A 21,977-nucleotide genomic window follows, 5' to 3' on the forward strand; every position below is an offset into this window, starting at 1 on the left:
ATTGGCGCGCCGGCCGGCCGGCAGAGAAGACCAAATTCCCGAAAGGGGTGGCGGACACGGCCTTGGCGCACCCGACAGGATTCGAACCTGTGACCTCTGCCTTCGGCAGCGGGTACAAAAAGAGTACGTCAGACTACGAAAATCTACGCTAAAGCACTGTTTTACCGTATTTTGCATTGATTCCAATTTGCGCTGGCGTAACCCTGTTTACGCCGCGGTTTTCGCTTGCCTGCTTACTCCATTGGATGGTTCACACTCATGCTGCGCTTACTCCTGCGGGATCTGCGCGTTCCGACTTGGCCTTCTCCTCTTTCCGGCGATTCACCAGCAGGTAAAGCGCCGGAAGCACGAGGAGGGTCAGGATCGTCGAGGTGATGATCCCGCCGATCACCACGGTGGCGAGCGGTCTTTGCACTTCCGATCCGGCGCCGACATTCACCGCCATGGGCACAAAGCCCAATGAGGCGACCAGAGCGGTCATCAGAACCGGGCGCAGGCGCACAAGCGCCCCGTGCCGGATCGCTTCGGCCAGCCTTTCACCCCCTTCACGCAGATCCCGGATGAACGATAGCATCACCACCCCGTTCAGCACCGCTACCCCGGACAGAGCGATGAACCCCACTCCGGCGGAGATCGAGAACGGAATATCGCGCAGCAGCAGCGCCGCAATGCCGCCTGTCAGAGCCAGTGGCACGCCGGTGAAGACTACGCCCGCATCGCGCCACGACTTGAACAGGGTGTAGAGCAGGCCGAAGATCAGCAGCAGCACCAGCGGCACGACGATCGACAGGCGGGTGGCCGCAGACTGCAACTGTTCGAATGTTCCGCCATATTCGACATAGTAACCAGCGGGCAGTTCCATATCGCTGTCGACCTTGCCCTGCAATTCATCGATAAAGCTGCCGAGATCGCGGTCACGGACATTGGCGGTGATCACTGCACGCCGCTTGCCGTTTTCCCGGCTGACCTGGTTTGGCCCGGCGGCGAGCGTAATATCCGCCAGCTCGCCCAAAGGCACCGAGGCACCATTGGGCAGCGGGACGGGCAGATTGGTCAAGCGGTCAAGGTCGGTGCGAAGGTCCTCGGGCAGGCGCACCACCACCGGAAAACGCCGGTCGCCATCGAAGATCTGGCCCGCCTGCTGCCCTCCGGTCGCGATGGAGACGATATCCTGCACCGTTGACATGCTGACGCCATAGCTCGCCAGCATGTCGCGCTTGGGAACGATCGAGAGCACCGGAAGGCCGGTCACCTGTTCGAGCTTCACGTCTGCCGCGCCCGGAACGCTGGCAACGATCTCTTCGAGTTCCTGCCCGCTGGCAATCAGCTGATCGAGATCATCGCCAAACAGCTTGACTGCGACATCTGCTCGAACCCCGGCAATCAGCTCGTTCATACGCATCTGGACAGGCTGAGTGAACTCGTAATTGTTGCCGGGGATCAGATCGACGGCCGCATTTAGTTCAGCGATGAGCTGTTCGCGAGGCTTGCGCGGATCGGGCCATTCCTCCCGCGGCTTCAGCATGATGAAGTTGTCCGCGACCGAAGGGGGCATCGGATCGGTGGCGACATCGGGCGTGCCGATCTTGGCAAACACCCGCTCCACCTCCGGGAACTGGCGAATGCGCTCCTCCAGTGTTTCCTGCATCTTGATCGCCTGCGACAGGCTGGTGCCCGGAATGCGCAGCGCGTGCATGGCGATATCGCCTTCATCGAGCTGCGGAATGAATTCCGAGCCAAGCCGCGTCGCCCCGAAGCCCGCCACCGCAATCAGCAGCACTGCTCCTGCAACAACGGGCTTGGGACGGGAAAGCACCTTTTCAAGCAGCGGAGCGTAGCGCGTGGAAAGCCAGCGCATGACCCGGTTCTCCTTCTCCTCGACTTTGCCGGTCACGAACATGGCGACTGCGGCAGGCACAAGCGTGAGCGACAGGATCATCGCTGCGGTCAGCGCGAGCACCACGGTGATCGCCATCGGATGGAAGGTCTTGCCCTCGATCCCTTCGAGCGCGAAGATCGGCAGATAGACTGCTGTGATGATGATGATCCCGAAGATACTGGGCCGGATTACCTCGGCGCTGGCCGAAGCGACCAGCCCGAACCGCTCGTCCCGGTTGAGCAGGCGGCCCAGGCGGTGCTGCTGTTCTCCCAGACGCCGCAGACAGTTCTCGACGATGATCACCGCCCCATCAACGATCAGACCGAAGTCGAGCGCGCCGAGGCTCATCAGATTGGCCGAGGTGCGCGTTGCCAACATCCCCGTCAGCGCCATCAGCATTGCCACGGGAATCACCGCTGCTGTAATCAGCGCGGCGCGGAAATTGCCGAGCAGCAGGAACAGCACCACGACCACCAGCAAGGCGCCTTCGGCGAGGTTCTTCTCGACGGTGGCAATCGTGCGCTCGACCAGTTCCGTGCGGTCGTAAAGCGGGTGCGCGACGATGCCTTCGGGCAATGAGGCGGTGACCTGCTTCAATCGATCGGCAGTAGCCTGTGCCACCATGCGCGGATTTTCGCCCGTCAGCATCAGCACTGTGCCGAGCACGATCTCGCGCCCATTTTCGGTCGCTGCACCAGTGCGCAGTTCAGAACCAATAGTGACCTCTGCCACGTCGGATACGCGGATCGGCACGCCGCCTCGGGTGGCGATGACGATTGTGCCGAGGTCGGCTTCGTTAACTGCCTGACCCGGCACGCGGATCAGGATCTGTTCCCCGCCGCGGTCAACATAGCCCGCGCCGCGATTGGCATTGTTTTGTTCCAGCGCCTCGACCACGTCGGTTAGCGACAGGCCGAGCGCAGCCAGCTGCACCGGATCAGGGGTGACATGATATTGCCGTTCATAGCCGCCGACGGTGTTCACCTCGGCAACGCCCGGTATGGTGCGTAATTGCGGGCGCACCACCCAATCTGACAGGGTGCGCAGATCGGTTGGCGTCCATTCACTGCCATCCGGCTTGCGCGCGCCCGGCTCGGGCTCGATCGCAAACATGAAGATTTCGCCAAGCCCGGTGGCGATTGGGCCCATCTGCGGCTCGATCCCGCCTGGCAACTGGCTCTTCACCTGCTGGATGCGTTCATTGACCAGCTGCCGCGCAAAATAGATGTCGGTGCCGTCCTCGAACACAACCGTCACCTGGCTCAGGCCGTAGCGCGAGATCGAACGGGTGTATTCGAGCTTCGGGAGACCGGAAATGGCGGTCTCGATCGGGAAGGTGATGCGCTGTTCTGACTCCAGCGGCGAAAAGCCTTCAGCCTCGGTGTTGATCTGCACCTGGACATTGGTGATGTCCGGCACGGCATCGATGGGAAGGCGCAGGGCGCTCCACACCCCCAGCGCGCTCACCAGCGCGACAAGGGCAAGGACAAACCAGCGCTGGCGGATCGATAGTCCGACGATACGTTCAAGCATGATCTGGTCTTTCCTTAATGGTCGTGGCTCGCGCCGGACTTTTCGATGTCCGCGCGCACAAGGAAGGAGCTTGCCGTGACATAGGGCGTGCCGGGTTCGATCCCCGCGAGCACCTCGGTAAATTCGGCACCTTTGCGTCCGAGTTCCAGCATCCGCACTTCGTAGGCATTGCCATAACGGGCATAGACCACCTGAAAGTCGCGGAAGGGCTGGATAGCCACGGTTCGGACCGCGAGCGGAACACTTTGCTCGTTGACGATCAAGCGCCCGCGCATCGCCATGCCAGACCGGATCCACCCCCCGCGATTGGGGATTGCGGCACGGATCAGCGCGGTTCCCGCCTGCGGATTGCCTTCGGCCAGATATTGCCCAAGCGTCGAAGTGCCGACCTCGCGCCCGTCCTGCGACGCCACGGTGATACGCATACCGGGACGCACAATGCCCAGATCCCGGGGGAATATGTTGAAAACTACCGTGGTCGCAGAAGGGTTGGTGATGACGAAAAGCGGCTCCCCGCCGGTCATATTGCCTGGGTTTCCACCGCGTTCAGCCACCACACCGCTGACGGTGGAATAGACCGGATAGACCTGTAAGCTTTCCGAAGATTCGATCCGGGCCAGCAGTTCGCCTTGCTTTACAAAATCACCAACCTGCTTGGTGACCGAGACGACCCGGCCCGGAAATTGTCCGCGGATTTCAGAGCGGGCGGAAGGGTTGAGCTCGACCGTGCCGTAAAGCTCGCGTTCGTCGCCGATGGTGGCAGGCCCGGCTGCCTCCACCTTGATGCCGCCTTGCTCGGCCGCCTCAGGGGTGATCGTAGTGCGGCCTTCGTAATTCTGGTAGCTCCACTTGCTGCGTTTGCCATTGACCGCAGCGACCACTTCGACATCGAAGCTGTGCGGTTCGCCCACGACGCCCTGACCAGCAAGAAAGTCTCCCTCGGGCTTGAAAGCGAAGCGATCCACTTTGCCGCCGAGGCGCGAAAGGGTGATGGCGAGGTCGACCTTGGCCGGATCAAGCGGCTTGCCGTCAAGGAAGGGATAGACGCGGTATTGCGGCTCCTGTCCGGTCTCGAAAATCGTGATTTCGAGGCCGAGCGTGCCATCGGTCAGCAGTTTGCCGCCATGCGGGCCTTTGGGCGCTTCGGCGGCTTCGGCCTCGCCGTTTTCGGCGTGCTGCGGATCAGAGCCGCAGGCTGCGAGCGTTCCCGCCAAAAACGCCAGCGGCGCGAGGCGAACGAGGATGTGTATGTTAGTCATGGAAGTGTCTCCGCGGCCCCGTCGAAGCGGCCAGTCAGTCGGTCAATTTCGGATTGGGCGTCGCGGAATTCGGTCATCGCTTCGGCCCATTGCTGCTGCACGGTGACGGTCGCATCGGCCGCATCCTGCACATCGGAAAAGCGGAAGCCGCCGCGATTATAGCCCTCGCGCACCTGTTCGAGTGTCTTGACCGTTTGCGGGTAGACCTGATGCATCAGGCCATCCGCGCGCGCTGCTGCCGCACTGGCCTGCGCCCGCAACTGGGCGAGCCGCCGCAGACGGGCGAGACGGTCAGCTTCAGCTTCGGCTTCAATCCGCTGCCGCTGCGCCTGTGCCTGCGCGATGTTGCCCTGATTGCGGTCGAACCGCCCGAGTGGGATCGATACAGAGGCGACCAGGGCGGCATCATTGGTCTCGCGCAGGAAGCGCACGCCGCCGCCGACGGTGTAATCCTGCCGCGCGCGCGATTGTTCGAGCACCACCCCGGCGCTCGCCTGTGCCACAGCTGCCTCGCGCACCGAGGCATCGACATGCGCGAGAGTTGGCTTCACAGAAGCGGGCTTCTCGATGCCCTCGGCCACTTCCAGCGCCGCGCCATCGCCGCCCCAGTAAGACGCGAGCAGCGCGCGCGCCGCATCCGCACGGGCCTTGGTCTGCTCCAGCGCCAGTTCCGCGCTGGTGATTCGCGCGGCCATCTGGGTCTCGACGAACAGCGGGTCACGATAGCCACGCACCCGGCGGAGCGCCTCGACCTGCAATTCGCGCTCGGTCTCCAGCCGGCGACCGGCGATCCAGACGAGCTGATCGGCAATCTGCACGTCGATGAAGGCGCGCTGCACCTGCGCGGCCAGATCCAACCGCCGCTGACGAGCCTGCGCATCGGCCAGATCGAGCCCGCGCGCTGCATAGGCGAGCCGTGCATCGCGCTTGTTGCCGCGTTCGATGCGCTGCTCATAAGTGAGCGTCACCTGCGATTGTCCGAAGGCGTTGAAGGGACCGGTTCCGGCGAAATCTTCCGTCTCAAGCGTCACGACAGGGTTGGGTCTGACCCCGGCCTGCGTGATCCCGGCTCTTGCGCCCTCGACCGATGCCCGTGCGGCAACAACCTCAGGCGAGGCGCCGACGGCACGGTCAATCGCGGCCTCAAGCGTCAGCGGCTCAGCTGAAAGCCCAGCTGACCACAGCCCTGCGACCCCTGCAAGCAGGGTCGCACAAATTCTCGTATTCATTGGGAAACATCCCTTGGCTAACTGCTAGATTACGCGTGTCTTTCCAGCACGCGGTGAAGGCAGTCAGGGCTTGGGAGGGTTTAGCGGCGGTGCGCGCATGGTCGATCCAAGTGGTTTGATGGCCGCAGGCTTGAACCGCTCACTGCCAACGAAGTCAGCATCCTGACACGGGTCCATATCAACCGCTGCAAAACTGGGGCAGTGATGGTGCGAACCATACTGATCGCTTGCATCCGGCTGCGAGGAACTGCCTTCGTCGTGCTGGTCGGCATGATGCGCGCTGAAATGTTGCGGATCGCCCTCGTGCGACTCCGCTGGCCCGGCGTGGATGCCGGACACGAGCAACGCCATGGCGGCGAAAAGGGCGAAAACGATGCGCACGTTCCAGAGATAGCCGACGGTTTGGGGAATAGCCACTGTCACTGCATGAACTTTTTCAGGTCGGGCAGATCCCCACAGGATAGCCGAGGTGCCAAGCAGGCAAATGCAGACTCCGATCGCGTCCCTACGGTCAGGCCTGACCCCTTCTGCGATTCACAACCAGTCCAGCGCCGATAGGATGTAGATGCTGCCATAGGCCGCATACCTCTTTGCTGCCATTACGGTTAGCCGTGCACCAGGCTAAGGAAGCACGCTGGATTTGCGGGGCTACACAGTTCTGCGGAATATGCAGAGCAGCAATTGTTCTGTCTGCATGCGACAGACTCAGCCGGTGTTTCGCCGGAAAACGCACCAATTGAATTTCTGGATTGCGCCCCAAGGAGTGCGGTGTTCGCTGCGCCAGTCATCAACTAGGGAGAATTCACTGCCCAACGCCACCGCGAGGCTGGCAGCATCATGCCGGCAGACTGGCAGGCCACTGCACTTTTCCGGGCCATCTGGCGCAAAGGTGGCGATGATGACCAGTGTATCAGTCGTCGTGCCGGCCAGCAAAGCCTGACGGTAGGCCGCCTGCTGCTCGGGCTCGGTCAGGAAATGGAACACCGCCCGGTCGTGCCAGACACCATAGCGGCGCGCAGGGTGCCAGGCCGTGATGTCGGCGATCTCCCATAGGACGCATGCTGACTCATCGCCCAACCGGTCTTGTGATGCTTTCAACGCTGATCCAGCGATATCGACCACTGTCAGGTCGCTCCACCCCCTTGCCAGGAGTGCATCAACAAGGTTCGACGCACCGCCCCCAATATCTATGAAGGCACGTGTGGTAGGCACTGCAAAGCGGGTGAGCACTGCGAGAGTGTCGCTCGGCTCGGGCTGAAACCAGCTCACGTCGCCGGGCATCTTTTCAGTATAAACCCGTTCCCAGTGATCCTGCTGCTGGTCTGTCATCACGAAATTCCTGAAATTTGCATCTAATGGGCCACCTTAACCACAACGCGGGATGGCATGCCTCACCGCTGTGTCGATTGGCATATGCAATCTCACAGCAATCGAGCACCCTCGTTCACAGCAAGGCGATCCGCACGCGTATCATCGTCGGGTCTTGGCTCGCGCCTGCTTCCCGCTTTATTTGCGCCACAGGGAGCCCTGCGGCGAGTACTTGAATCCCGACAGGCGGCTTCGGCCTATTCGCGGATAGGAGCGGCAATGCGACAAACTGCCCAGCAGCGGTCATGATAACTCTCAGCGGCTACGCTGACTCTTTCCCAAAAGAGGACCCGTCCTTACTGCGGAGCGCAGTCGGCCGTTGATCATTCTTCCTTAGGTGATTGCAGATTACCGTTGCCATCTTGGCGGGGATTGCAACGCACCTGTCGAAGTAGAGCGCCTTAAGAGCGGTTCCATCGTTGAGGCACAACATTGCAACCTGACAACCCGGAACGCACCAGAGAGTGCAATTCTCCATATATTTCAATTGATTGGCGCACCCGACAGGATTCGAACCTGTGACCTTCGCCTTCGGAGGGCGACACTCTATCCAGCTGAGCTACGGGTGCTTCGCGACGCCCGACTAGCCGTTCCGGGGCCTGTTGGTCAACGACTTCCGACGACCCGCTGGAAACCTAAAGGTTCATTCAGTTGACCGAGGCGATCCGTGCCTGCTCGCACGCGTTCAAAGCAGCCGCCCGCTGGATGTGCTTACAGCCTGCTTACGGCGGACACATCTTGCGCTGAGCGCAACCCCACCAAGTATAAAATATCACTTGTTTACAGAAGTTTGAAAATATTTATGCCCGAAAAACCGGCCTTGACACGTGCCTTCGGAGGGCAGCGCTCTATCCAGCTGAGCTACGGGTGCATGGGCCATGCGTCGCGCGGCAATTTTGCCTGTGGGCGCGGCGCTTAGCAATAGCGTGGGCGCGGCGCTACACAATTGTTCCCTTGCGGCGGCCAGACTCGTCTGGGCGCAGGATTGGCACGGCCCGGCTTAACCAATCGGCAAGGTGCGGCGGTTAGATTTACCCGATGGCTACGCTCCCGCCCGAAACGACCTTGCCCCGAATAGATTCGGCCCTGCCTGGCGCGGCGGCAATCGAGGCGGAGTGGCTTGCCCTCCACCGGCAGGCGCAGGAGCTGGCAAAGCTCGCCCGAATCGCTGCTGAACCTGCGCAGATTACCCCTGCGCTTGGCCAGTTGATCGCCAACGCCAAATCATGGCAGCACACCTTGCTGAGCCAAGGGATCGAGGATGTCGCGGCGATGCTGGGCAGCGGAATGGCTGCATTGGCGACGCTTGCTGACCGGGGGCAGGACACCGGCGCCCCGGCGCTGGCGCTGTGGCGCGAGTTCCATGCCGCACGCGGCGCGCTGCTGGCGGTGCTGCATACCGATGGGGATGGCTGACGCAAATCTGTCCGGCTTGACTGCGTTCCCACTCTGTTCCATTTTGCCGCCATGGCTGGTGCGCATTCTTCATCCGCTGATTCGCCGCCGCTGGCGGGATTGACCGCTGGCGATGTCGCGCGCGGGATCGGGCGGCTGTTCGCGCGCAACGATATCTGGTGCCTGGGCGAAGTGCCGATCCGCAATGGTCGCCGCGCCGATCTGATGGGGATCGATGCCAAGGGGCTGGTGGTGATCGTTGAGATCAAGGTTGCGCGGGCTGATCTGCTGGGCGACACCAAATGGCCCGATTACCTCGATTTTTGCGATCGGTTCTTCTGGGGGGTGCCGCCGGGGCTGGATCGCAGCCCGTTGGAGAGCGAGGCTTACCGGCCCGAAACCTGCGGCGTGATCGTTGCCGATGGCTATGATGCCGAAATCCTGCGCCCGGCCGCGCTGGCTCCGCTGGCCCCGGCGCGGCGCAAGGTCGAGGTTGAACGGCTGGCGCGGATGGCGATGCGGCGGCACGCGGGGCTGATCGACCCGCTGTCCGCGGCAACCGGTGTGCGCGGCTGATATTATTGTGTCGCGCCGCAGCGATTTGTTCCATAGCCTGCCGTCATGCTTCCGCCTGATCTGCCCGTCCCGCTTGCGCTGCTGATCGTCAGCTGCGCCGTGACGCTGATCGTCGCGCTGCGCTATATGCTGTCGAGCGGGCTGTTCGCCTTTATCACCGCGCGGGTGCGGCCTGGCCTCTATGCCGGGCGCGGGCAGCAGATCATGCGCGAAGTGCGCTGGTCGATGCTGTCGGCAGCGATTTACGGCACGCCGGCGGGGATCGTGTTGTGGGGCTGGCAGCACCTCGGATGGACGCACATCACCGCCGATTTCGCCGCGCTGCCATGGTGGTATCATCCACTGTCGGTGCTGATCTACCTCGCGGTGCAGGACACCTGTTTTTACTGGGCACACCGCTGGATGCATCAGCCGCGCTGGTTCCGCATCGCCCATGCCGTCCACCACCAAAGCCGCCCGCCAACCGCGTGGACCGCGATGAGTTTTCACCCGATCGAGGCGCTGACCGGCGCGGTGGTGGTGCCGCTGCTGGTGTTTTTCGTGCCGATCAATATCGCAATGCTGGGACTGGTGCTGACGGTGGCGACGGTGATGGGGGTCACCAATCACATGGGGTGGGAAATGTTTCCGCGCTGGGTTGTTCATTCGCCATTGGGCAAGTGGCTGATAACGGCCAGCCATCACGAACGCCATCATGAGGAATATGGATGCAATTTCGGACTATATTTCCGCGTCTGGGACCGTTTGTGCGGCACCGACAAGGGATTATCGCAGCGGATCGTCGCAGCGGCCGGACATGGGCGCGAGGCGGCGGTTTGATGAGGCTCATAGCGCTGATGCTGGCTGGTGGCGGCGCGCTTGCCGCGGCAGGCCCCGCGCTGGCGGGCGATGTGGTGATTTCCGTCACCGATCTCAGGTCAACCAAAGGCGTGGTGCGCGCCTGCATGACGACCCGCGAAGATATATTCCCCAAATGCATCAAGGATCCGACCGCGCACCGCACGGTGGTGCCAGCCGGCGAGACAATCGAGATCCGCTTTTCCGGGGTAAAGCCCGGCGACTATGCGATCGCGCTGCTGCATGACGAGAATGACAATGGCAAGGCCGACCGCGCGCTGGGGATGATGCCTAAGGAAGGCTATGGCTTTTCGCGCGATGCACCGGTCAGGATGGCGCCGCCCAAATTCAAGGATGCGGTGTTCAAGATTGAAGAAGGCCTCAGCCGCGTCTCCATCAGGATGCGTTATTTCCTCTAGGGTCAGGATTTTCTCTAGGGTCAGGGCCTATTAACCCCGCCAAATCCGCCGATCGCTTAACGTGATGTTTACCACGCCGCGCCACAACGGCCGGGTAATTGTTCACACAAGGGGCGAATGACAGCCATGGACACTCTGCGCGGCACCTTCGACCACGGCGATTCTGCTGATCGGAGCTGGGACGCATCCGATGAGGAAAGCGCCGAACCGGCAAGCAACCGCGTGTCGCCGCCCGAAGCGATCGGGCAGGACGAACGCCGGATGCAGGTGCGCGCCTATAATCATTGGGCGAGCCTGCTGGGTGAACGGATGTTCCCCAATATCGATGATCTTGAACCGGCGCACCTGCCCGATTTCGGCCCCTATAGCGTGCTGCTCGATTTCTCGCTGGGGATTGATGATCCGGTGGTGCGTTTCGTTGGCGAAACGCTGGCGCGCGAATGCAGTTCTGACGGCAAGGCGATCAACCGTCTTTCGGACGTGCCGCCGCGCTCGTTGCTGAGCCGCATTACCGATCACTACATGCAGATCCTCGCCAATCAGGCCCCGATCGGATTCGAAGCCGAATTCGTCAATCAACGCGGCGCGGCGATCCTGTATCGCGGCATCCTGCTGCCCTATTCGAGCGATGATGAAACGATCGATTTCATCTATGGCGTGATCAACTGGAAAGAAATGGCTGACCAGTTGACCGCTGATGAACTGCTGCTCGAAATCGACCAGGCGCTGGAGCTGGGGGCTGATCTGGAAGTGGACTCCGAACAGCCGCTACGCGCCGCTGATCCCGTCACCGATTGGGCGGATTCTCCCGCGCACGAAGCCGACGATATGCCCGCCGAAACCGGCTCTGCTGCGTTTGTATCCGAGTTTTCTGACGAGCTTTCCAGCGATTATGCGGATGATGGTGACGATGATTTCGCCAATGTCGCGCCGCTTGATGCTGCGCCGTCGGAGGATGCCTCCCCTGCCGACCTGCCGCAGCCCGATTTCAGGCACTTCGGCCTTGACGACGATGATGAGGAATATGACGAGGACGAAGGCGAGGCCGAAAGCCCCGGCTACAGCTTTGCCAGCCTCGCCGATTATATCGAACCGCCGGTCAAAAAGGCGATCGACCCTTCGGAGTTCGCGCTTGATCCCTATGTCGATGCCAGCGTTGATACGGATTACGCCGCCATCGCCGCCGATGACGATGATGATGACGCGCCTTTCGTCGCAGAACTGCCAGCCGATGCCGGGATTTACGATTGCCTCGCTTCGGCGCGCGAATTGGCGCGCACCGCTGACACCACCGAAGACCGCAGCCGCAGCGCGCTTTATGCTGCGGTCAGCCGCGCTTACGACTTCGCGCTCGCCGCCGAGGCTGCGCCGGATGACTATGCCGAACTGGTCGCCGAAAGCGGGCTGACGGTGCAGGAACGTGCGCCGATGACCCCGGTGGTCAAGCTGGTGTTCGGGCATGATTACGACAAGACCCGGTTGACCGAATATGCCGCCGTGCTGTCCCATGCTCATCGGATCGGGCTTGAACGCGGGCGGTTGGCCGATTTCCTTGCCGAAACCGAAGGCGGGGTGAAAGCGGTGGTCAAGGCCGAACGCCGGATGCGCCGCGAAGAGCAGGGCAAGCCGGTTGACGATCCCGCCGCCGTGCGTGAGGCACTGGCGCAGCAGTTGCGCGCGCTCGACGCGATCATGCTCGAAGAACTCGACGGCGCAGGCCCCGAATTCGCACTGGCGCTGATCCGCCGTGACGAAACCGGCTGCGCGGAAATCCTCGCCGAAGTGCCCGAAGACATCGCGCAGATCGAACGCGCGGCGCGCAAGCTGTTTGGCTAGGCGCAGAACCTAGGGCGCTTTCCGGCCATTCCGGTTCACCTTGCGAACCGCTTCAGTTTGAGTTCAGGCAGAAACGCGGTAGGTATGGCAGCATGCGCAGTCGCCCTAACCTTGTCGCTTACGTCTTCGCTTTGCTGGCGAGCGCGCTGGCCGCGTTTCAGCCGGTCGCGGCGCAATCGATTCTGCGCGATGCCGAAACCGAACAATTGCTGGCCGACATGGTCGCCCCGCTGGTCGAAGCGTCGGAGCTTGAATCCGACAATGTCGACGTGGTGCTGATCAATGATGGTTCGATCAATGCCTTCGTGGCCGGGGGGCAGGCAATCTATGTCCATTCGGGCCTGATCAACGAAGCTGAAACCGCCAACGAGGTGCAGGGCGTGCTCGCGCACGAATTGGGCCACATCACCGCCGGTCACGTGATCCGCTTCAATGAGCGGACAAAGGCGGCGACCAACATCTCCATCCTGTCATTGTTGCTGGGGGTTGGTGCGGCGCTGGCCGGATCGAGCGATGCAGCGCTGGGTGCGGTGATGGCTGGGCAGCAGGCCGCGATGGGCAGCTTTCTGGCTTATAATCGCAATCAGGAAGCTTCGACCGATCTTGCCGGGGCGCGCTACCTTTCGGGAGCGGGTATTTCTGGTCGCGGCATGCTCAAGTTCTTCGAACGGCTGCGCGGCAACGAGATTCGCCGGGGCTATAGCCAGTCGGATGAAGCCGCCTATTCCCGCACCCACCCGCTGTCGGGCGACCGGATTCAGACCTTGCGCGGACTGCTGGAAGAAGACCCGGCGTGGGGCGTTCCCCCCGATCCTGAATTGCAGGAACGCTTCATGCGTGCCCGCGCCAAGCTTTACGGTTTTCTCGCCGAACCGCGCCGCACGCTGACCTATTTCCCGCCGAGCGACACCAGCATTCCCGCCCGCTATGCGCGCGCCTACGCCTACCACAAGGATGCGCAGGTCGACATGGCGCTGGCCGAGGCCGATGCGCTGCTTTCAGCCGAGCCTGACAATCCGTGGTTCCTCGAACTCAAGGGGCAGGTGCTGCTCGAATCCGGGCGCCCGCGTGATGCGCTCGTCCCGCTGCGCCGCGCGACCGAGATCACCCGCGCCCATCCGCTGATCGCTGGAATGCTGGGCCATGCGCTGATCGCGACCGAGGATGAAGCCAATTTCGCCGAGGCGGAAACCGTGCTGCGCGCGGCGGTGCAGAAAGATCGCTACAATCCCTTCGCCTGGTATCAGCTGGGCGTGGTCTATGCCGCGCGCGGCGATATTCCGCGCGCGCGGCTGGCCAGCGCCGAACAGCAGGTGATGAGCCGCCGCTATCCCGAGGCCCTGCAAAACGCGCAGGCGGCCGAGGCGAACCTGCCCTATGGTTCAGCCGACTGGATCCGCGCACAGGATATTGCCCTGCAGGCGCGCAGCGAACTGGAACAGCTGCGCGACCGGCGCTAGGCTGATGACCACCCCCTGTTGTTGACGGAAACCCGATGTCCACCACGCCCCTGCCTGAAACGAACCACGCCGCGCCTTCGACCTTGCGTCATACCCTGCTGACGGCGTTGCTGGCGCTGGTGTTCGGTTTTGCGGGCGCGGCGGTGTGGTCTTATTCCGGCCTCGCCGATAACCGCACCCGCGCGTTCATGCTCGGCAATCCCGATATGTTGCCGCAAATGGTCGAAGCCTATGAGGCGCAGGAGGCTGAAAAGCGGCTGGCCGATATGGGGCCAGAACTGTTCACCCCCTTCCCCGGCGTGGTGATCGGCAACCCGTCGGGCAGCAAGGTGCTGGTCGAGTTTACCGATTATAACTGCCCCTATTGCGAGGCGAGCCTCAAGGATGTGAACCGGCTGGTGGCCGAAGATCCCGATCTTATGGTCGTGGTGCGCGAATGGCCGATCTTCGAAGGCAGTGAACAGGCCGCGCGCATGGCGCTTGCCGCTGGAATGCAAGGCAAATACCGCGCCTTTCACGACGCGATGTTCAGCACCGGCGATGTTACCGCGGCTGCGCAGGCGGCGGGGCTGGATATGGCGCGCGCGCAGGCGGATGCGGCGTCGCAGGCTGTGACGACCGAGATCGCGCGCAATTACGATCTCGCCCAGTCGCTCGGTTTCACCGGCACCCCGGCATGGATTGCGGGGCGAAAGCCGATTAGCGGTGCGGTGGGTTACGATAAGCTCAAGGCTGCGATTGCCGGGGACAAGGCGGGCTGATGCGCGCCAGCCGGGGGGTGGCTGGGGGGCTAATCGGGGCCGCGCTGCTTGCCGCCCCGCTTTCGGCTCAATCTGAATCGGCCGCGATCGATTACGCCGCTGAACGCGCTGCGATTGCTCACTATCAGGACGCCGACCAGCGCCTGCAAGACGTCGGCTGGCAATTGGTGCGCGGCAATGCCGGGTTCTGCCCCCGCTTGGTGCCATCCATCGGGCTGCAATTGCAGGACATGGCAAGTTACGGCGCGCCCGCGATTGCCCGGACGGCGATCGGCCTGAACGGTGACTTTGCGGTGCAGACCGCCGCACGCGGATCGCCCGCCGCGCGAGCGGGTGCCTTTGCCCGCAACCGTGAAATCACCCGGCTCGAACGGCTCGATCCCAATCAATGGCCCGCAGCAGGCCCGGCGATGGATTGGCAGCGACTGGTGTGGGCGCATGATCATATCGACGCGATGCTGACCGAACATGGCGGCATCGCGGTTGGCTTTGCCGATGGCAGCGAAGCGCGCGTTCAGCCGGTTGAGGTGTGCACCACCCGGTTCGAACTTATGGGCGAAGGCAAGACCGCCGTGGCTGACGGCGCGCGCGTGGTGATCGGCATTGATTTTCCCGCTTTCGCCTATGACGAAGCAGTTTTCGCCGGCGTGGTCGCGCATGAACTGGCGCATAATGTGCTGGGGCATGACGCGTGGCTTGATCGGAACGGGCGCAGCCGCCGCCATGTGCGCCGCATCGAACGCGAAGCCGACCGGTTGATCCCGTGGCTGCTCGCCAATGCGGGCTATGACCCCGCCGCCGCCGTCACCTTCATGACCCGCTGGGGATCACGGCACGCCGCCGGGTTCCTGATAGTGCGCAAACACGATGGCTGGGACGAGCGCGCGGCATTCATCGCCGCCGAATTGCCGATCATCGCCGAGGCCATGGCGCGCGAGGGCCGGGCTGATTGGGCAAGGCATTTCCGCCGCGAGATCGACCCTTCAGGCGGCCTTGCGGCCAAGCCCGGCAAATGATCGCTGCGCCCAACCGTGGCTGGCCCGCGCCCGCCGCCGCGATTTGCGGTGCGGACCGCCGCGAAATCGTTTAGGACGTTCCGGCTATGGCAGTGCTCCAGATCCAGGCTGCGCCGTTCTTTGCGAGCAAGAACCGGGCGTTCTGGAACCTCCAGCTGGCTGGCTGGGGCGCGGCATTTCTGCTGCGCGCGGCATCGGCGCTGGCAAATGGCCAGCCGCTCGATCTGCTGACGCTGATCCTTGTCACCACCATCACCGGCTTTTCGATCAGCCTGATCCTGTCGGTGATCTATCGCCAGCTGATCCGGCAACAGCCGTTTGTCACCTGGGGGCTGACCGCGCTGGTGCTGCTGGTGGCGGTGGTGCTGCACGCCTCGATCGATGCATGGGTGCAGGGGATCTATTACGCCGCCAGCCGCGAGACCACCTTTGCGCAGCGGCTGATCGGCTTGCTCTATCTGCCGCTGACCTTGCTGGGCGGGTGGAGCGCATTGTATTACGCGATCAATTTCTTCCTCACCGTGGAACAGCAGGCTGACCGGCTCGAACGGCTCGAAGCGCAGGCAACCGCCGCGCAGCTGGCGATGCTGCGTTACCAGTTGAACCCGCATTTCCTGTTCAACACCTTGAATTCGATCAGCACGCTGGTGCTGCTCAAACAGACCGGGCCTGCCAATGCGATGCTCACCCGGCTATCGGGCTTTCTGCGCCACACGCTGGTGGCGGAACCCGGCAGTCAGGTGACGCTGGAGCAGGAGATCGAGACGCTGCAGCTCTATCTCGACATCGAACGGATGCGGTTTGAAGAACGCCTGCGCACCCATTTCGACATTGATGACGCCGCCTTGTCGGCGCGGTTGCCATCGATGCTGTTGCAGCCGCTGGTCGAAAACGCGATCAAATATGCGGTCAGCGCGCAGGAAGAAGGCGCGCGCATCTCGCTCACCGCTCGGGTGATCGGTGATCGGCTGCGCTTGACGGTTGAAGATACCGGCCCCGGCGTGGATGAGCCGCTGCATTATCTGACGCGCGATAATGGCGATTTGCGGGCGGTTATCGATGCCAACCCGGTGCCGGGCCGCCCGGTCTCCACCGGGGTTGGCCTTGCCAATATCCGCAACCGCCTGCGGCAGGCCTACGGCGAAAATCACCTGTTCGAAACGCGCTCGGAAGCCGGCGGCGGCTTTACGGTGATGATCGAGATTCCATTCATCAGGCAAGACGCCGCCCAACCCCAATCTCGCTCTGCGCCAGCGGCGGTATCCGCTGCTGCCAGCACGAGCGACAACGTCATCGCCATCACCCCCCCGCAACGCAACTTCGGAACCCCAGCATGACCATCAGAACCATCCTCGTCGACGACGAGAAGCTCGCCGTTCAGGGCCTGCAATTGCGGCTCGCCGCGTTTGAAGATGTCGAGATCATCGACACCTGCGCCAACGGGCGTGAGGCGATCCGCAAGATCAAGACGCAAAAGCCCGATCTGGTGTTCCTTGATATCCAGATGCCCGGATTTGACGGGTTTTCGGTAGTCAAGGGCGTGATGGAGATCGAACCCCCGCTGTTCGTGTTCGTCACCGCCTATGAGGAACACGCGATCCGCGCGTTTGAAGCCAACGCGGTCAATTACCTGATGAAACCGGTTGACGAACAGAGGCTTGCCGACACCATCGAACGCGTACGCCATCGCCTTGCCGAGAAGAAATCGGCCGAAGATGCCGAACAATTGCTCGATGTGCTGGCCGAAGTTGCGCCTGACCGGGCGGCCGATTTCGTCGATACTGCCTCCTCCACCCCTGAAAGCGCCGATCGCTTTGAAAAGCTGATCAACATCAAGGATCGCGGCCAGATCTTCCGGGTCGAAGTTGACACCATCGAACATATCGAGGCGGCGGGCGATTACATGATCATCTCCACCGGCGACAATTCGCTGGTGCTGCGCGAAACGATGAAGGACCTCGAACGGCGGCTCGACCCGCGCAAGTTCCAGCGGGTGCACCGTTCGACCATCGTCAACCTCGATCTGGTGCGGCAGGTGAAGCCACACACCAATGGTGAGTGTTTTCTGGTGCTGGAATCGGGCGCGGAAGTGAAGGTTTCGCGGTCTTACCGGGATGTGGTGGCCAGATTTGTTCACTGACCCCCAACCCCGTTCGTGCTGAGCTTGTCGAAGCACCGCTTTTCCTTCTAACAAAGTGAAAGACAGCCCTTCGACAGGCTCAGGGCGAGCGGAGTTGTTTTGTGACCTTCACCCTCCCCGGTTTCGACCTCGCCAAATTCATCCGCGAAACGCTGGCCGAAGACCTTGGAGAAGGCCTGCCCGGCGGCGGACGCGATGTCACTTCGGAGAGCGTGATCCCCGCCGATGCGCGGTTTTCGGGCGTGATGGACAGCCGCGATGCGATTGTCGTTGCAGGCCTGCCGCTGGCCGAGGCATTCTTCCGTCACCTCGACCCCGATTGCACAATCGAATGCCTCGCGCATGATGGTGACAAGGTGCCCGCCGGCACCGATCTGATGCGGATCGAAGGCAAGGCCCGCGCGCTGCTGACGGCGGAGCGCAGCGCATTGAACATCGTGCAGCACCTGTCGGGCATTGCCACCATGACGCTAGGCTATGTCACCGCGATGCGCGGGCCGGATGGCAACCCCGCCTGCACCCTGCTCGATACCCGCAAGACCATTCCCGGACTGCGCTTTCTGGAGAAATACGCGACCCGCCAGGGCGGCGCGCAGAACCACCGCATGGGATTGTGGGACGCGGCGATGATCAAGGATAATCACGTTGCGGTGGCGGGCAGCGTTGGTGAGGCGGTGGCCCGCGCGCGCGATGCTGGCGTGGCGCGGATCATCTGCGAGGTTGACCGGCTCGACCAGATCGAACCCGCGCTGGCAGCAGGCGCGCACCACCTGTTGCTCGACAATATGTCGCCCGAAACGCTGGCCGAGGCCGTGGCGCTGGTCGCAGGCCGCGTGCCGACCGAGGCGAGCGGCGGAGTAAACCTTGAAACAATCGCAGCCAAGGCCGCGAGCGGGGTCGATTACGTCTCGGTCGGGCGGCTGACGCAAAGCGCGCCTGCGGCGGATATCGGGCTGGATTTCAAGCCGGTATGAAGTGGCGCAAGGGGTCGCGGCCTTGGCCGATCAATGTCTTTGCCGTCACCTTCCTGAGCGTGGGGGCATGGCAATTGGCTGACAACCTGACAAAGCTGCATCGTCATCAAATTATCCTCTTCGGAACCGAGATTTCGCGTGATGAAATGATCGTCTTGCTGTCGGCGCAGTTCACGATCCTGTGCATTCCGGTCGTGGCGATCTGGCTGTTCGGCAGCAGGGTGGCGCGCTGGCTGATCACCATCATGACGGCGTGGGGTGCGCTGACTTTCTTGATGCAACTCGACACCGCTCGCCTGCCCATGACGATGGAAATGAGCCTGCTCGATTTCTGGAATCTCTACGGAACGAGGATGGCCTTTCTGGTGGCTGTCATCTTGTTGTTTGCTCCGGACGCGCGTGGCTGGTTTGCCCACAAGGGAGGCGATGAGGTTGCGGTGTTCGAATAACGTCCCCACAGCCCCTCGTCATCGCGAGGGGCGCAGCCCCGCGGCGACCCATGAACCGGGGGCCCTGCGGAACGCATCGGTCGATGGATTGCTTCGTCGCCTGCGGCTCCTCGCAATGACGATGCTTCTGGCCACAAGTGCGTCCATCGCCCACGCGCAGGCCTATCAATGCCGCGCGCCGCAGGTCAGCACCGTTCCGCGCATTGCGCCCGATGGCCCGCGCCGGGTGATGCCGATCACGGGCTATACGCTTGCACTCAGCTGGAGCCCGGAGTTCTGCAAACCGCGCAAGGATGCCCGCGCCCATGCGGTACAATGTTCGGGCAGCAACGGCAGCTTCGGCCTCGTGGTGCATGGGCTGTGGCCCGAAAGCGGGCAAAGCTGGCCGCAATGGTGCGATGCGGGCGCGGCGCTGACCCCGGCGCAGGTGCGCAGCGCGCTGTGCATGATGCCCTCACCGCAGCTCGTGGCGCGGGCGTGGGCCAAGCATGGCAGCTGCATGGTCAAACGCCCTGACGCGTATCTCAAGGTCACGCGCATCCTGTGGGAGTCTTTACGCATCCCCGATTACGACCGCATCAGCCGCGAAGACAGCCTCACCGCAGGCCGCATCCGCGCCGCCTTTGCCGATGCCAATCCGGGCATTCCCGAAAGCGCCATCGGCGTTAAGCTGAACGAACGCGGCTGGCTGGAGGAAGTGCGGCTATGCTACGCCAAGACCTTCCGCCCGGTGCGCTGCCCGGCGGCGCGATGGGGGGCGAAGGATGGGGCGGCGGCGAAAATCTGGCGGGGGTTATAGGCTGGTCTAGGCTGCGGTTAGACCCCTGCTAGACCCTGTCTCGACTGGCGTATTCGCAATGTTTCACGTGAAACATTGGCCTTTGTTGTCGCATCGTAAAAAGCTGAAAACCGGTTCCCACTTTTCAGCACGATGCTCTACCGCCGCTCCTTGAAGAACCCGCGCAGCATTGCCGCCGCCTCGGCCTCGCCAATGCCGCTATAGACTTCGGGCCGGTGCAGGCATTGCGGCTGGTCGAACACCCGCGCGCCGTGTTCCACCGCGCCGCCTTTGGGATCGCTCGCGGCGTAGTAGAGGCGGGCGATGCGGGCATGCTGGATGGCACCGGCGCACATCGCGCAGGGTTCGAGTGTGACCCACAGCTCGCAATCGCTCAGCCGTTCATCGCCCAGCACCTGCGCCGCGCGGCGAATCGCCAGAATCTCGGCGTGGGCGGTAGGATCGCGATCGGTGCGCGGGGAATTATGCGCCTCGGCAATCACCACCCCATCCTTGACCACCACCGCGCCAATCGGCACCTCGCCCGCCTGCGCGGCCGCCCGCGCGGCGGCGAGGGCACGTTGCATCGGCAAGGGAAGCGGCCAGATCGTCATCATCGCCGGGCTAGCCGGGGCAGCGCAGCCGCGCAACTTGCTTGACGATTCGGGTCCGCCCCGTTATGCGCGCCGCTTTCCCTGTCTAGGCCCGAGCTTAGACCCGATTTTTACGAGAAGAGACAGACCATGGCTCGCATCTGCGAACTGACCGGCAAGGGCCGCATGACTGGCAACAATGTCAGCCACGCCAACAACAAGACCAAGCGCGTGTTTCTGCCCAACCTGCAGAACGTCACGCTGATGAGCGAAAAGCTGGATCGCAGCTTCAAGTTCCGCGTGTCGACCCACGGGCTGCGCTCGGTCGAGCACAATGGCGGGCTGGATAACTGGCTGCTCAAGACCAGCGACGAAAAGCTGTCGGCGGGTGCGCTCAAAGTGAAGCGTGAGCTGGTTAAGGCCCAAGCGGCGGCGTAATCTCGGCTGTCCTTCGGGACGCGCAAGCCAATCGATTAGGCGCTCGGGATTTCCCGGGCGCTTTTCGTTTGCGCCGTCATATCTGCGGGTCGAACACCAGCTTCGCCAGCAAGCTGCGCTGGATGATCGAGAAATTGTCGTCCGACATCACCCACACATCGACCCGCCCATCCTTGCGCGGACGCAGCGCCAGCCCTTCGTAATTCTCGCGCGGGATCACGCGATCGAGCGGCAGGGTGATGCCGGGCGCAAACTCGCCGCCTGCCTGCGGGGGCTTTCCAATTGCCAGCAGCGCGGAAAACGGCGGCCAGACGGTGCGTGATGGCCGCGCCAGCTTGCGCATCAGCACCAGCAGGCGGCCATCAGGCAATTGCGCCATATCGGTTGCCTCATAGCCTTTGGCGGGCGAGCGAAAGCGGAAGGTGGCAGGCGCTCCGCCGCCAACCGGGTCAGCGGTGAAGATCAGGCCCTCACGCCGGCCTTCAGGCACAATGACGAAGCGTCCGTCGGCCAGCCGCACCATCGCCTCGATCCCGGAATTATCCGGCCAGCGAACCGCATCGCGCAGATCGCGCACCCCGTCAGAGCGACCGGCGATGGTGCTGCGCTGAATGGTGTGCACCTGTTCATAGCCAAGCCAGTAAGAGCCGGTCGCGGGATCGCGGGTAGCGGATTCGATGTCGGTCAGGATATATTCCTGCCCCGGCGGAACCGCTTGGCGGCTCATGGCCATCCGCGGCGCGGGCAGATCAGGCGCGGTGAAGGTCATGCGAAAGCCGCGATCGGTGAAGGCAAAGAACCTGCCCTGCTCCAGCGCGAACATGGCCGAAAAACCGCCAAAATGGGCGCTTTGCGCGCGATACTGCCAGACGCCCGCCAGTTCCCATTGGGCCACAGGGGTTGGCGCTGCGTCGACGATCAGGGTCGCGGTAATATCGCGCGGCAGCGCCGGTTCAACCGCGCTGCGCAGCCACGTGCCGGGTGCGCACAGCAGGGCCACGGCCAGCGCCGCAGTCAGCCTGCCGATGGCGCGCATG

21 protein-coding genes and 1 tRNA gene are annotated in these 21,977 nt (G+C 62.8%); 14 read left to right on the forward strand and 8 right to left on the reverse strand.

Annotated elements, in window-relative coordinates; all coding sequences use genetic code 11:
* Positions 1-256 precede the first annotated feature (256 nt).
* The 6 genes from ACSSV3_RS00710 to ACSSV3_RS00735 all read right to left on the reverse strand — a co-directional run bounded on the left by ACSSV3_RS00710 (position 257) and on the right by ACSSV3_RS00735 (position 7,837).
* Positions 257-3,412: an efflux RND transporter permease subunit gene (locus tag ACSSV3_RS00710; protein ID WP_354325087.1), complete on the reverse strand. Its 3,156-nt coding sequence runs from the start codon at positions 3,410-3,412 to the stop codon at positions 257-259.
* A gap of 14 nt (positions 3,413-3,426) precedes the next feature.
* Positions 3,427-4,671, reverse strand: a complete 1,245-nt coding sequence (locus ACSSV3_RS00715; protein ID WP_354325086.1) for an efflux RND transporter periplasmic adaptor subunit — start codon at positions 4,669-4,671, stop codon at positions 3,427-3,429.
* Positions 4,668-5,900 carry a TolC family protein gene (locus tag ACSSV3_RS00720; RefSeq protein WP_354325084.1) on the reverse strand — a complete coding sequence of 411 codons (1,233 nt, stop codon included), beginning with the start codon at positions 5,898-5,900 and terminating at the stop codon, positions 4,668-4,670. The genes ACSSV3_RS00715 and ACSSV3_RS00720 overlap by 4 nt, the downstream gene beginning before the upstream one ends.
* 63 nt (positions 5,901-5,963) lie before the next feature.
* On the reverse strand, positions 5,964-6,317 hold the full coding sequence (locus tag ACSSV3_RS00725) for a hypothetical protein (RefSeq protein ID WP_354325082.1): 354 nt from the start codon (positions 6,315-6,317) through the stop codon (positions 5,964-5,966).
* A gap of 288 nt (positions 6,318-6,605) precedes the next feature.
* Positions 6,606-7,229, reverse strand: coding sequence for a class I SAM-dependent methyltransferase (locus ACSSV3_RS00730; RefSeq protein WP_354325080.1), 624 nt, complete (start codon positions 7,227-7,229; stop codon positions 6,606-6,608).
* Between the two features lie 531 nt (positions 7,230-7,760).
* Positions 7,761-7,837: transfer RNA gene (locus ACSSV3_RS00735), tRNA-Arg, on the reverse strand.
* A gap of 469 nt (positions 7,838-8,306) precedes the next feature.
* Here ACSSV3_RS00735 and ACSSV3_RS00740 point away from each other — a divergent pair.
* The 13 genes from ACSSV3_RS00740 (at position 8,307) to ACSSV3_RS00800 (ending at position 19,930) form a co-directional block, all read left to right on the forward strand.
* A complete protein-coding gene (locus ACSSV3_RS00740) occupies positions 8,307-8,684 on the forward strand; it encodes a hypothetical protein (protein ID WP_354325078.1) in 378 nt (125 codons plus the stop codon).
* Positions 8,685-8,735: 51 nt separating this feature from the next.
* Positions 8,736-9,239, forward strand: coding sequence for an MmcB family DNA repair protein (locus tag ACSSV3_RS00745; RefSeq protein ID WP_354325076.1), 504 nt, complete (start codon positions 8,736-8,738; stop codon positions 9,237-9,239).
* A 45-nt stretch (positions 9,240-9,284) separates the two neighbouring features.
* Complete coding sequence (locus tag ACSSV3_RS00750) at positions 9,285-10,058, forward strand: sterol desaturase family protein (protein WP_354325074.1); 774 nt, start codon at positions 9,285-9,287, stop codon at positions 10,056-10,058.
* Complete coding sequence (locus ACSSV3_RS00755; protein WP_354325072.1) at positions 10,058-10,495, forward strand: DUF2141 domain-containing protein; 438 nt, start codon at positions 10,058-10,060, stop codon at positions 10,493-10,495. The genes ACSSV3_RS00750 and ACSSV3_RS00755 overlap by 1 nt, the downstream gene beginning before the upstream one ends.
* A 126-nt stretch (positions 10,496-10,621) precedes the next feature.
* A complete protein-coding gene (locus tag ACSSV3_RS00760) occupies positions 10,622-12,331 on the forward strand; it encodes a PAS domain-containing protein (protein ID WP_354325070.1) in 1,710 nt (569 codons plus the stop codon).
* A gap of 92 nt (positions 12,332-12,423) precedes the next feature.
* Complete coding sequence (locus tag ACSSV3_RS00765) at positions 12,424-13,791, forward strand: M48 family metalloprotease (RefSeq protein WP_354325068.1); 1,368 nt, start codon at positions 12,424-12,426, stop codon at positions 13,789-13,791.
* Between the two features lie 35 nt (positions 13,792-13,826).
* Positions 13,827-14,552: a DsbA family protein gene (locus ACSSV3_RS00770; RefSeq protein WP_354325066.1), complete on the forward strand. Its 726-nt coding sequence runs from the start codon at positions 13,827-13,829 to the stop codon at positions 14,550-14,552.
* Entirely contained in the window at positions 14,552-15,568 is a 1,017-nt protein-coding gene (locus ACSSV3_RS00775) for a M48 family metalloprotease (protein ID WP_354325065.1), read from the forward strand. Before ACSSV3_RS00770 ends, ACSSV3_RS00775 begins: the two co-directional genes overlap by 1 nt.
* 86 nt (positions 15,569-15,654) lie before the next feature.
* Positions 15,655-16,905, forward strand: a complete 1,251-nt coding sequence (locus ACSSV3_RS00780) for a sensor histidine kinase (RefSeq protein ID WP_354325063.1) — start codon at positions 15,655-15,657, stop codon at positions 16,903-16,905.
* On the forward strand, positions 16,902-17,708 hold the full coding sequence (locus tag ACSSV3_RS00785; protein WP_354325061.1) for a LytR/AlgR family response regulator transcription factor: 807 nt from the start codon (positions 16,902-16,904) through the stop codon (positions 17,706-17,708). Before ACSSV3_RS00780 ends, ACSSV3_RS00785 begins: the two co-directional genes overlap by 4 nt.
* A gap of 101 nt (positions 17,709-17,809) precedes the next feature.
* Complete coding sequence (gene nadC / locus ACSSV3_RS00790) at positions 17,810-18,682, forward strand: carboxylating nicotinate-nucleotide diphosphorylase (RefSeq protein ID WP_354325060.1); 873 nt, start codon at positions 17,810-17,812, stop codon at positions 18,680-18,682.
* Positions 18,679-19,131 (forward strand): hypothetical protein, encoded by a 453-nt coding sequence (locus tag ACSSV3_RS00795; RefSeq protein ID WP_354325059.1) that lies wholly within the window; start codon positions 18,679-18,681, stop codon positions 19,129-19,131. The genes nadC and ACSSV3_RS00795 overlap by 4 nt, the downstream gene beginning before the upstream one ends.
* Before the next feature lie 115 nt (positions 19,132-19,246).
* Complete coding sequence (locus ACSSV3_RS00800) at positions 19,247-19,930, forward strand: ribonuclease T2 family protein (RefSeq protein ID WP_354325058.1); 684 nt, start codon at positions 19,247-19,249, stop codon at positions 19,928-19,930.
* 137 nt (positions 19,931-20,067) lie between these two features.
* Here the strand turns inward: ACSSV3_RS00800 and ACSSV3_RS00805 are convergent, their stop codons facing one another.
* Positions 20,068-20,523, reverse strand: a complete 456-nt coding sequence (locus ACSSV3_RS00805; RefSeq protein ID WP_354325301.1) for a nucleoside deaminase — start codon at positions 20,521-20,523, stop codon at positions 20,068-20,070.
* 129 nt (positions 20,524-20,652) lie between these two features.
* On the opposite strand from ACSSV3_RS00805, the gene rpmB reads away from it, so the two are divergent.
* On the forward strand, positions 20,653-20,940 hold the full coding sequence (gene rpmB, locus ACSSV3_RS00810; protein ID WP_354325056.1) for a 50S ribosomal protein L28: 288 nt from the start codon (positions 20,653-20,655) through the stop codon (positions 20,938-20,940).
* A 76-nt stretch (positions 20,941-21,016) separates the two neighbouring features.
* Here the strand turns inward: rpmB and ACSSV3_RS00815 are convergent, their stop codons facing one another.
* Positions 21,017-21,976, reverse strand: coding sequence for an esterase-like activity of phytase family protein (locus ACSSV3_RS00815; RefSeq protein WP_354325054.1), 960 nt, complete (start codon positions 21,974-21,976; stop codon positions 21,017-21,019).
* Between the last annotated feature and the right edge of the window lies 1 nt (position 21,977).

It is taken from the genome of Porphyrobacter sp. MBR-49 (assembly GCF_053628655.1).

What these genes read in the sequence shown, in the direction of transcription:
- ACSSV3_RS00710 (WP_354325087.1), bottom strand. Translation starts at nt 3,412, where the DNA reads ATGCTTGAACGTATCGTCGGACTATCGATCCGCCAGCGCTGGTTTGTC.
- ACSSV3_RS00715 (WP_354325086.1), bottom strand. Translation starts at nt 4,671, where the DNA reads ATGACTAACATACACATCCTCGTTCGCCTCGCGCCGCTGGCGTTTTTG.
- ACSSV3_RS00720 (WP_354325084.1), bottom strand. Translation starts at nt 5,900, where the DNA reads ATGAATACGAGAATTTGTGCGACCCTGCTTGCAGGGGTCGCAGGGCTG.
- ACSSV3_RS00730 (WP_354325080.1), bottom strand. Translation starts at nt 7,229, where the DNA reads ATGACAGACCAGCAGCAGGATCACTGGGAACGGGTTTATACTGAAAAG.
- ACSSV3_RS00740 (WP_354325078.1), top strand. Translation starts at nt 8,307, where the DNA reads ATGGCTACGCTCCCGCCCGAAACGACCTTGCCCCGAATAGATTCGGCC.
- ACSSV3_RS00745 (WP_354325076.1), top strand. Translation starts at nt 8,736, where the DNA reads ATGGCTGGTGCGCATTCTTCATCCGCTGATTCGCCGCCGCTGGCGGGA.
- ACSSV3_RS00750 (WP_354325074.1), top strand. Translation starts at nt 9,285, where the DNA reads ATGCTTCCGCCTGATCTGCCCGTCCCGCTTGCGCTGCTGATCGTCAGC.
- ACSSV3_RS00755 (WP_354325072.1), top strand. Translation starts at nt 10,058, where the DNA reads ATGAGGCTCATAGCGCTGATGCTGGCTGGTGGCGGCGCGCTTGCCGCG.
- ACSSV3_RS00760 (WP_354325070.1), top strand. Translation starts at nt 10,622, where the DNA reads ATGGACACTCTGCGCGGCACCTTCGACCACGGCGATTCTGCTGATCGG.
- ACSSV3_RS00765 (WP_354325068.1), top strand. Translation starts at nt 12,424, where the DNA reads ATGCGCAGTCGCCCTAACCTTGTCGCTTACGTCTTCGCTTTGCTGGCG.
- ACSSV3_RS00770 (WP_354325066.1), top strand. Translation starts at nt 13,827, where the DNA reads ATGTCCACCACGCCCCTGCCTGAAACGAACCACGCCGCGCCTTCGACC.
- ACSSV3_RS00775 (WP_354325065.1), top strand. Translation starts at nt 14,552, where the DNA reads ATGCGCGCCAGCCGGGGGGTGGCTGGGGGGCTAATCGGGGCCGCGCTG.
- ACSSV3_RS00780 (WP_354325063.1), top strand. Translation starts at nt 15,655, where the DNA reads ATGGCAGTGCTCCAGATCCAGGCTGCGCCGTTCTTTGCGAGCAAGAAC.
- ACSSV3_RS00785 (WP_354325061.1), top strand. Translation starts at nt 16,902, where the DNA reads ATGACCATCAGAACCATCCTCGTCGACGACGAGAAGCTCGCCGTTCAG.
- ACSSV3_RS00795 (WP_354325059.1), top strand. Translation starts at nt 18,679, where the DNA reads ATGAAGTGGCGCAAGGGGTCGCGGCCTTGGCCGATCAATGTCTTTGCC.
- ACSSV3_RS00800 (WP_354325058.1), top strand. Translation starts at nt 19,247, where the DNA reads ATGACGATGCTTCTGGCCACAAGTGCGTCCATCGCCCACGCGCAGGCC.
- ACSSV3_RS00805 (WP_354325301.1), bottom strand. Translation starts at nt 20,523, where the DNA reads ATGACGATCTGGCCGCTTCCCTTGCCGATGCAACGTGCCCTCGCCGCC.
- rpmB (WP_354325056.1), top strand. Translation starts at nt 20,653, where the DNA reads ATGGCTCGCATCTGCGAACTGACCGGCAAGGGCCGCATGACTGGCAAC.
- ACSSV3_RS00815 (WP_354325054.1), bottom strand. Translation starts at nt 21,976, where the DNA reads ATGCGCGCCATCGGCAGGCTGACTGCGGCGCTGGCCGTGGCCCTGCTG.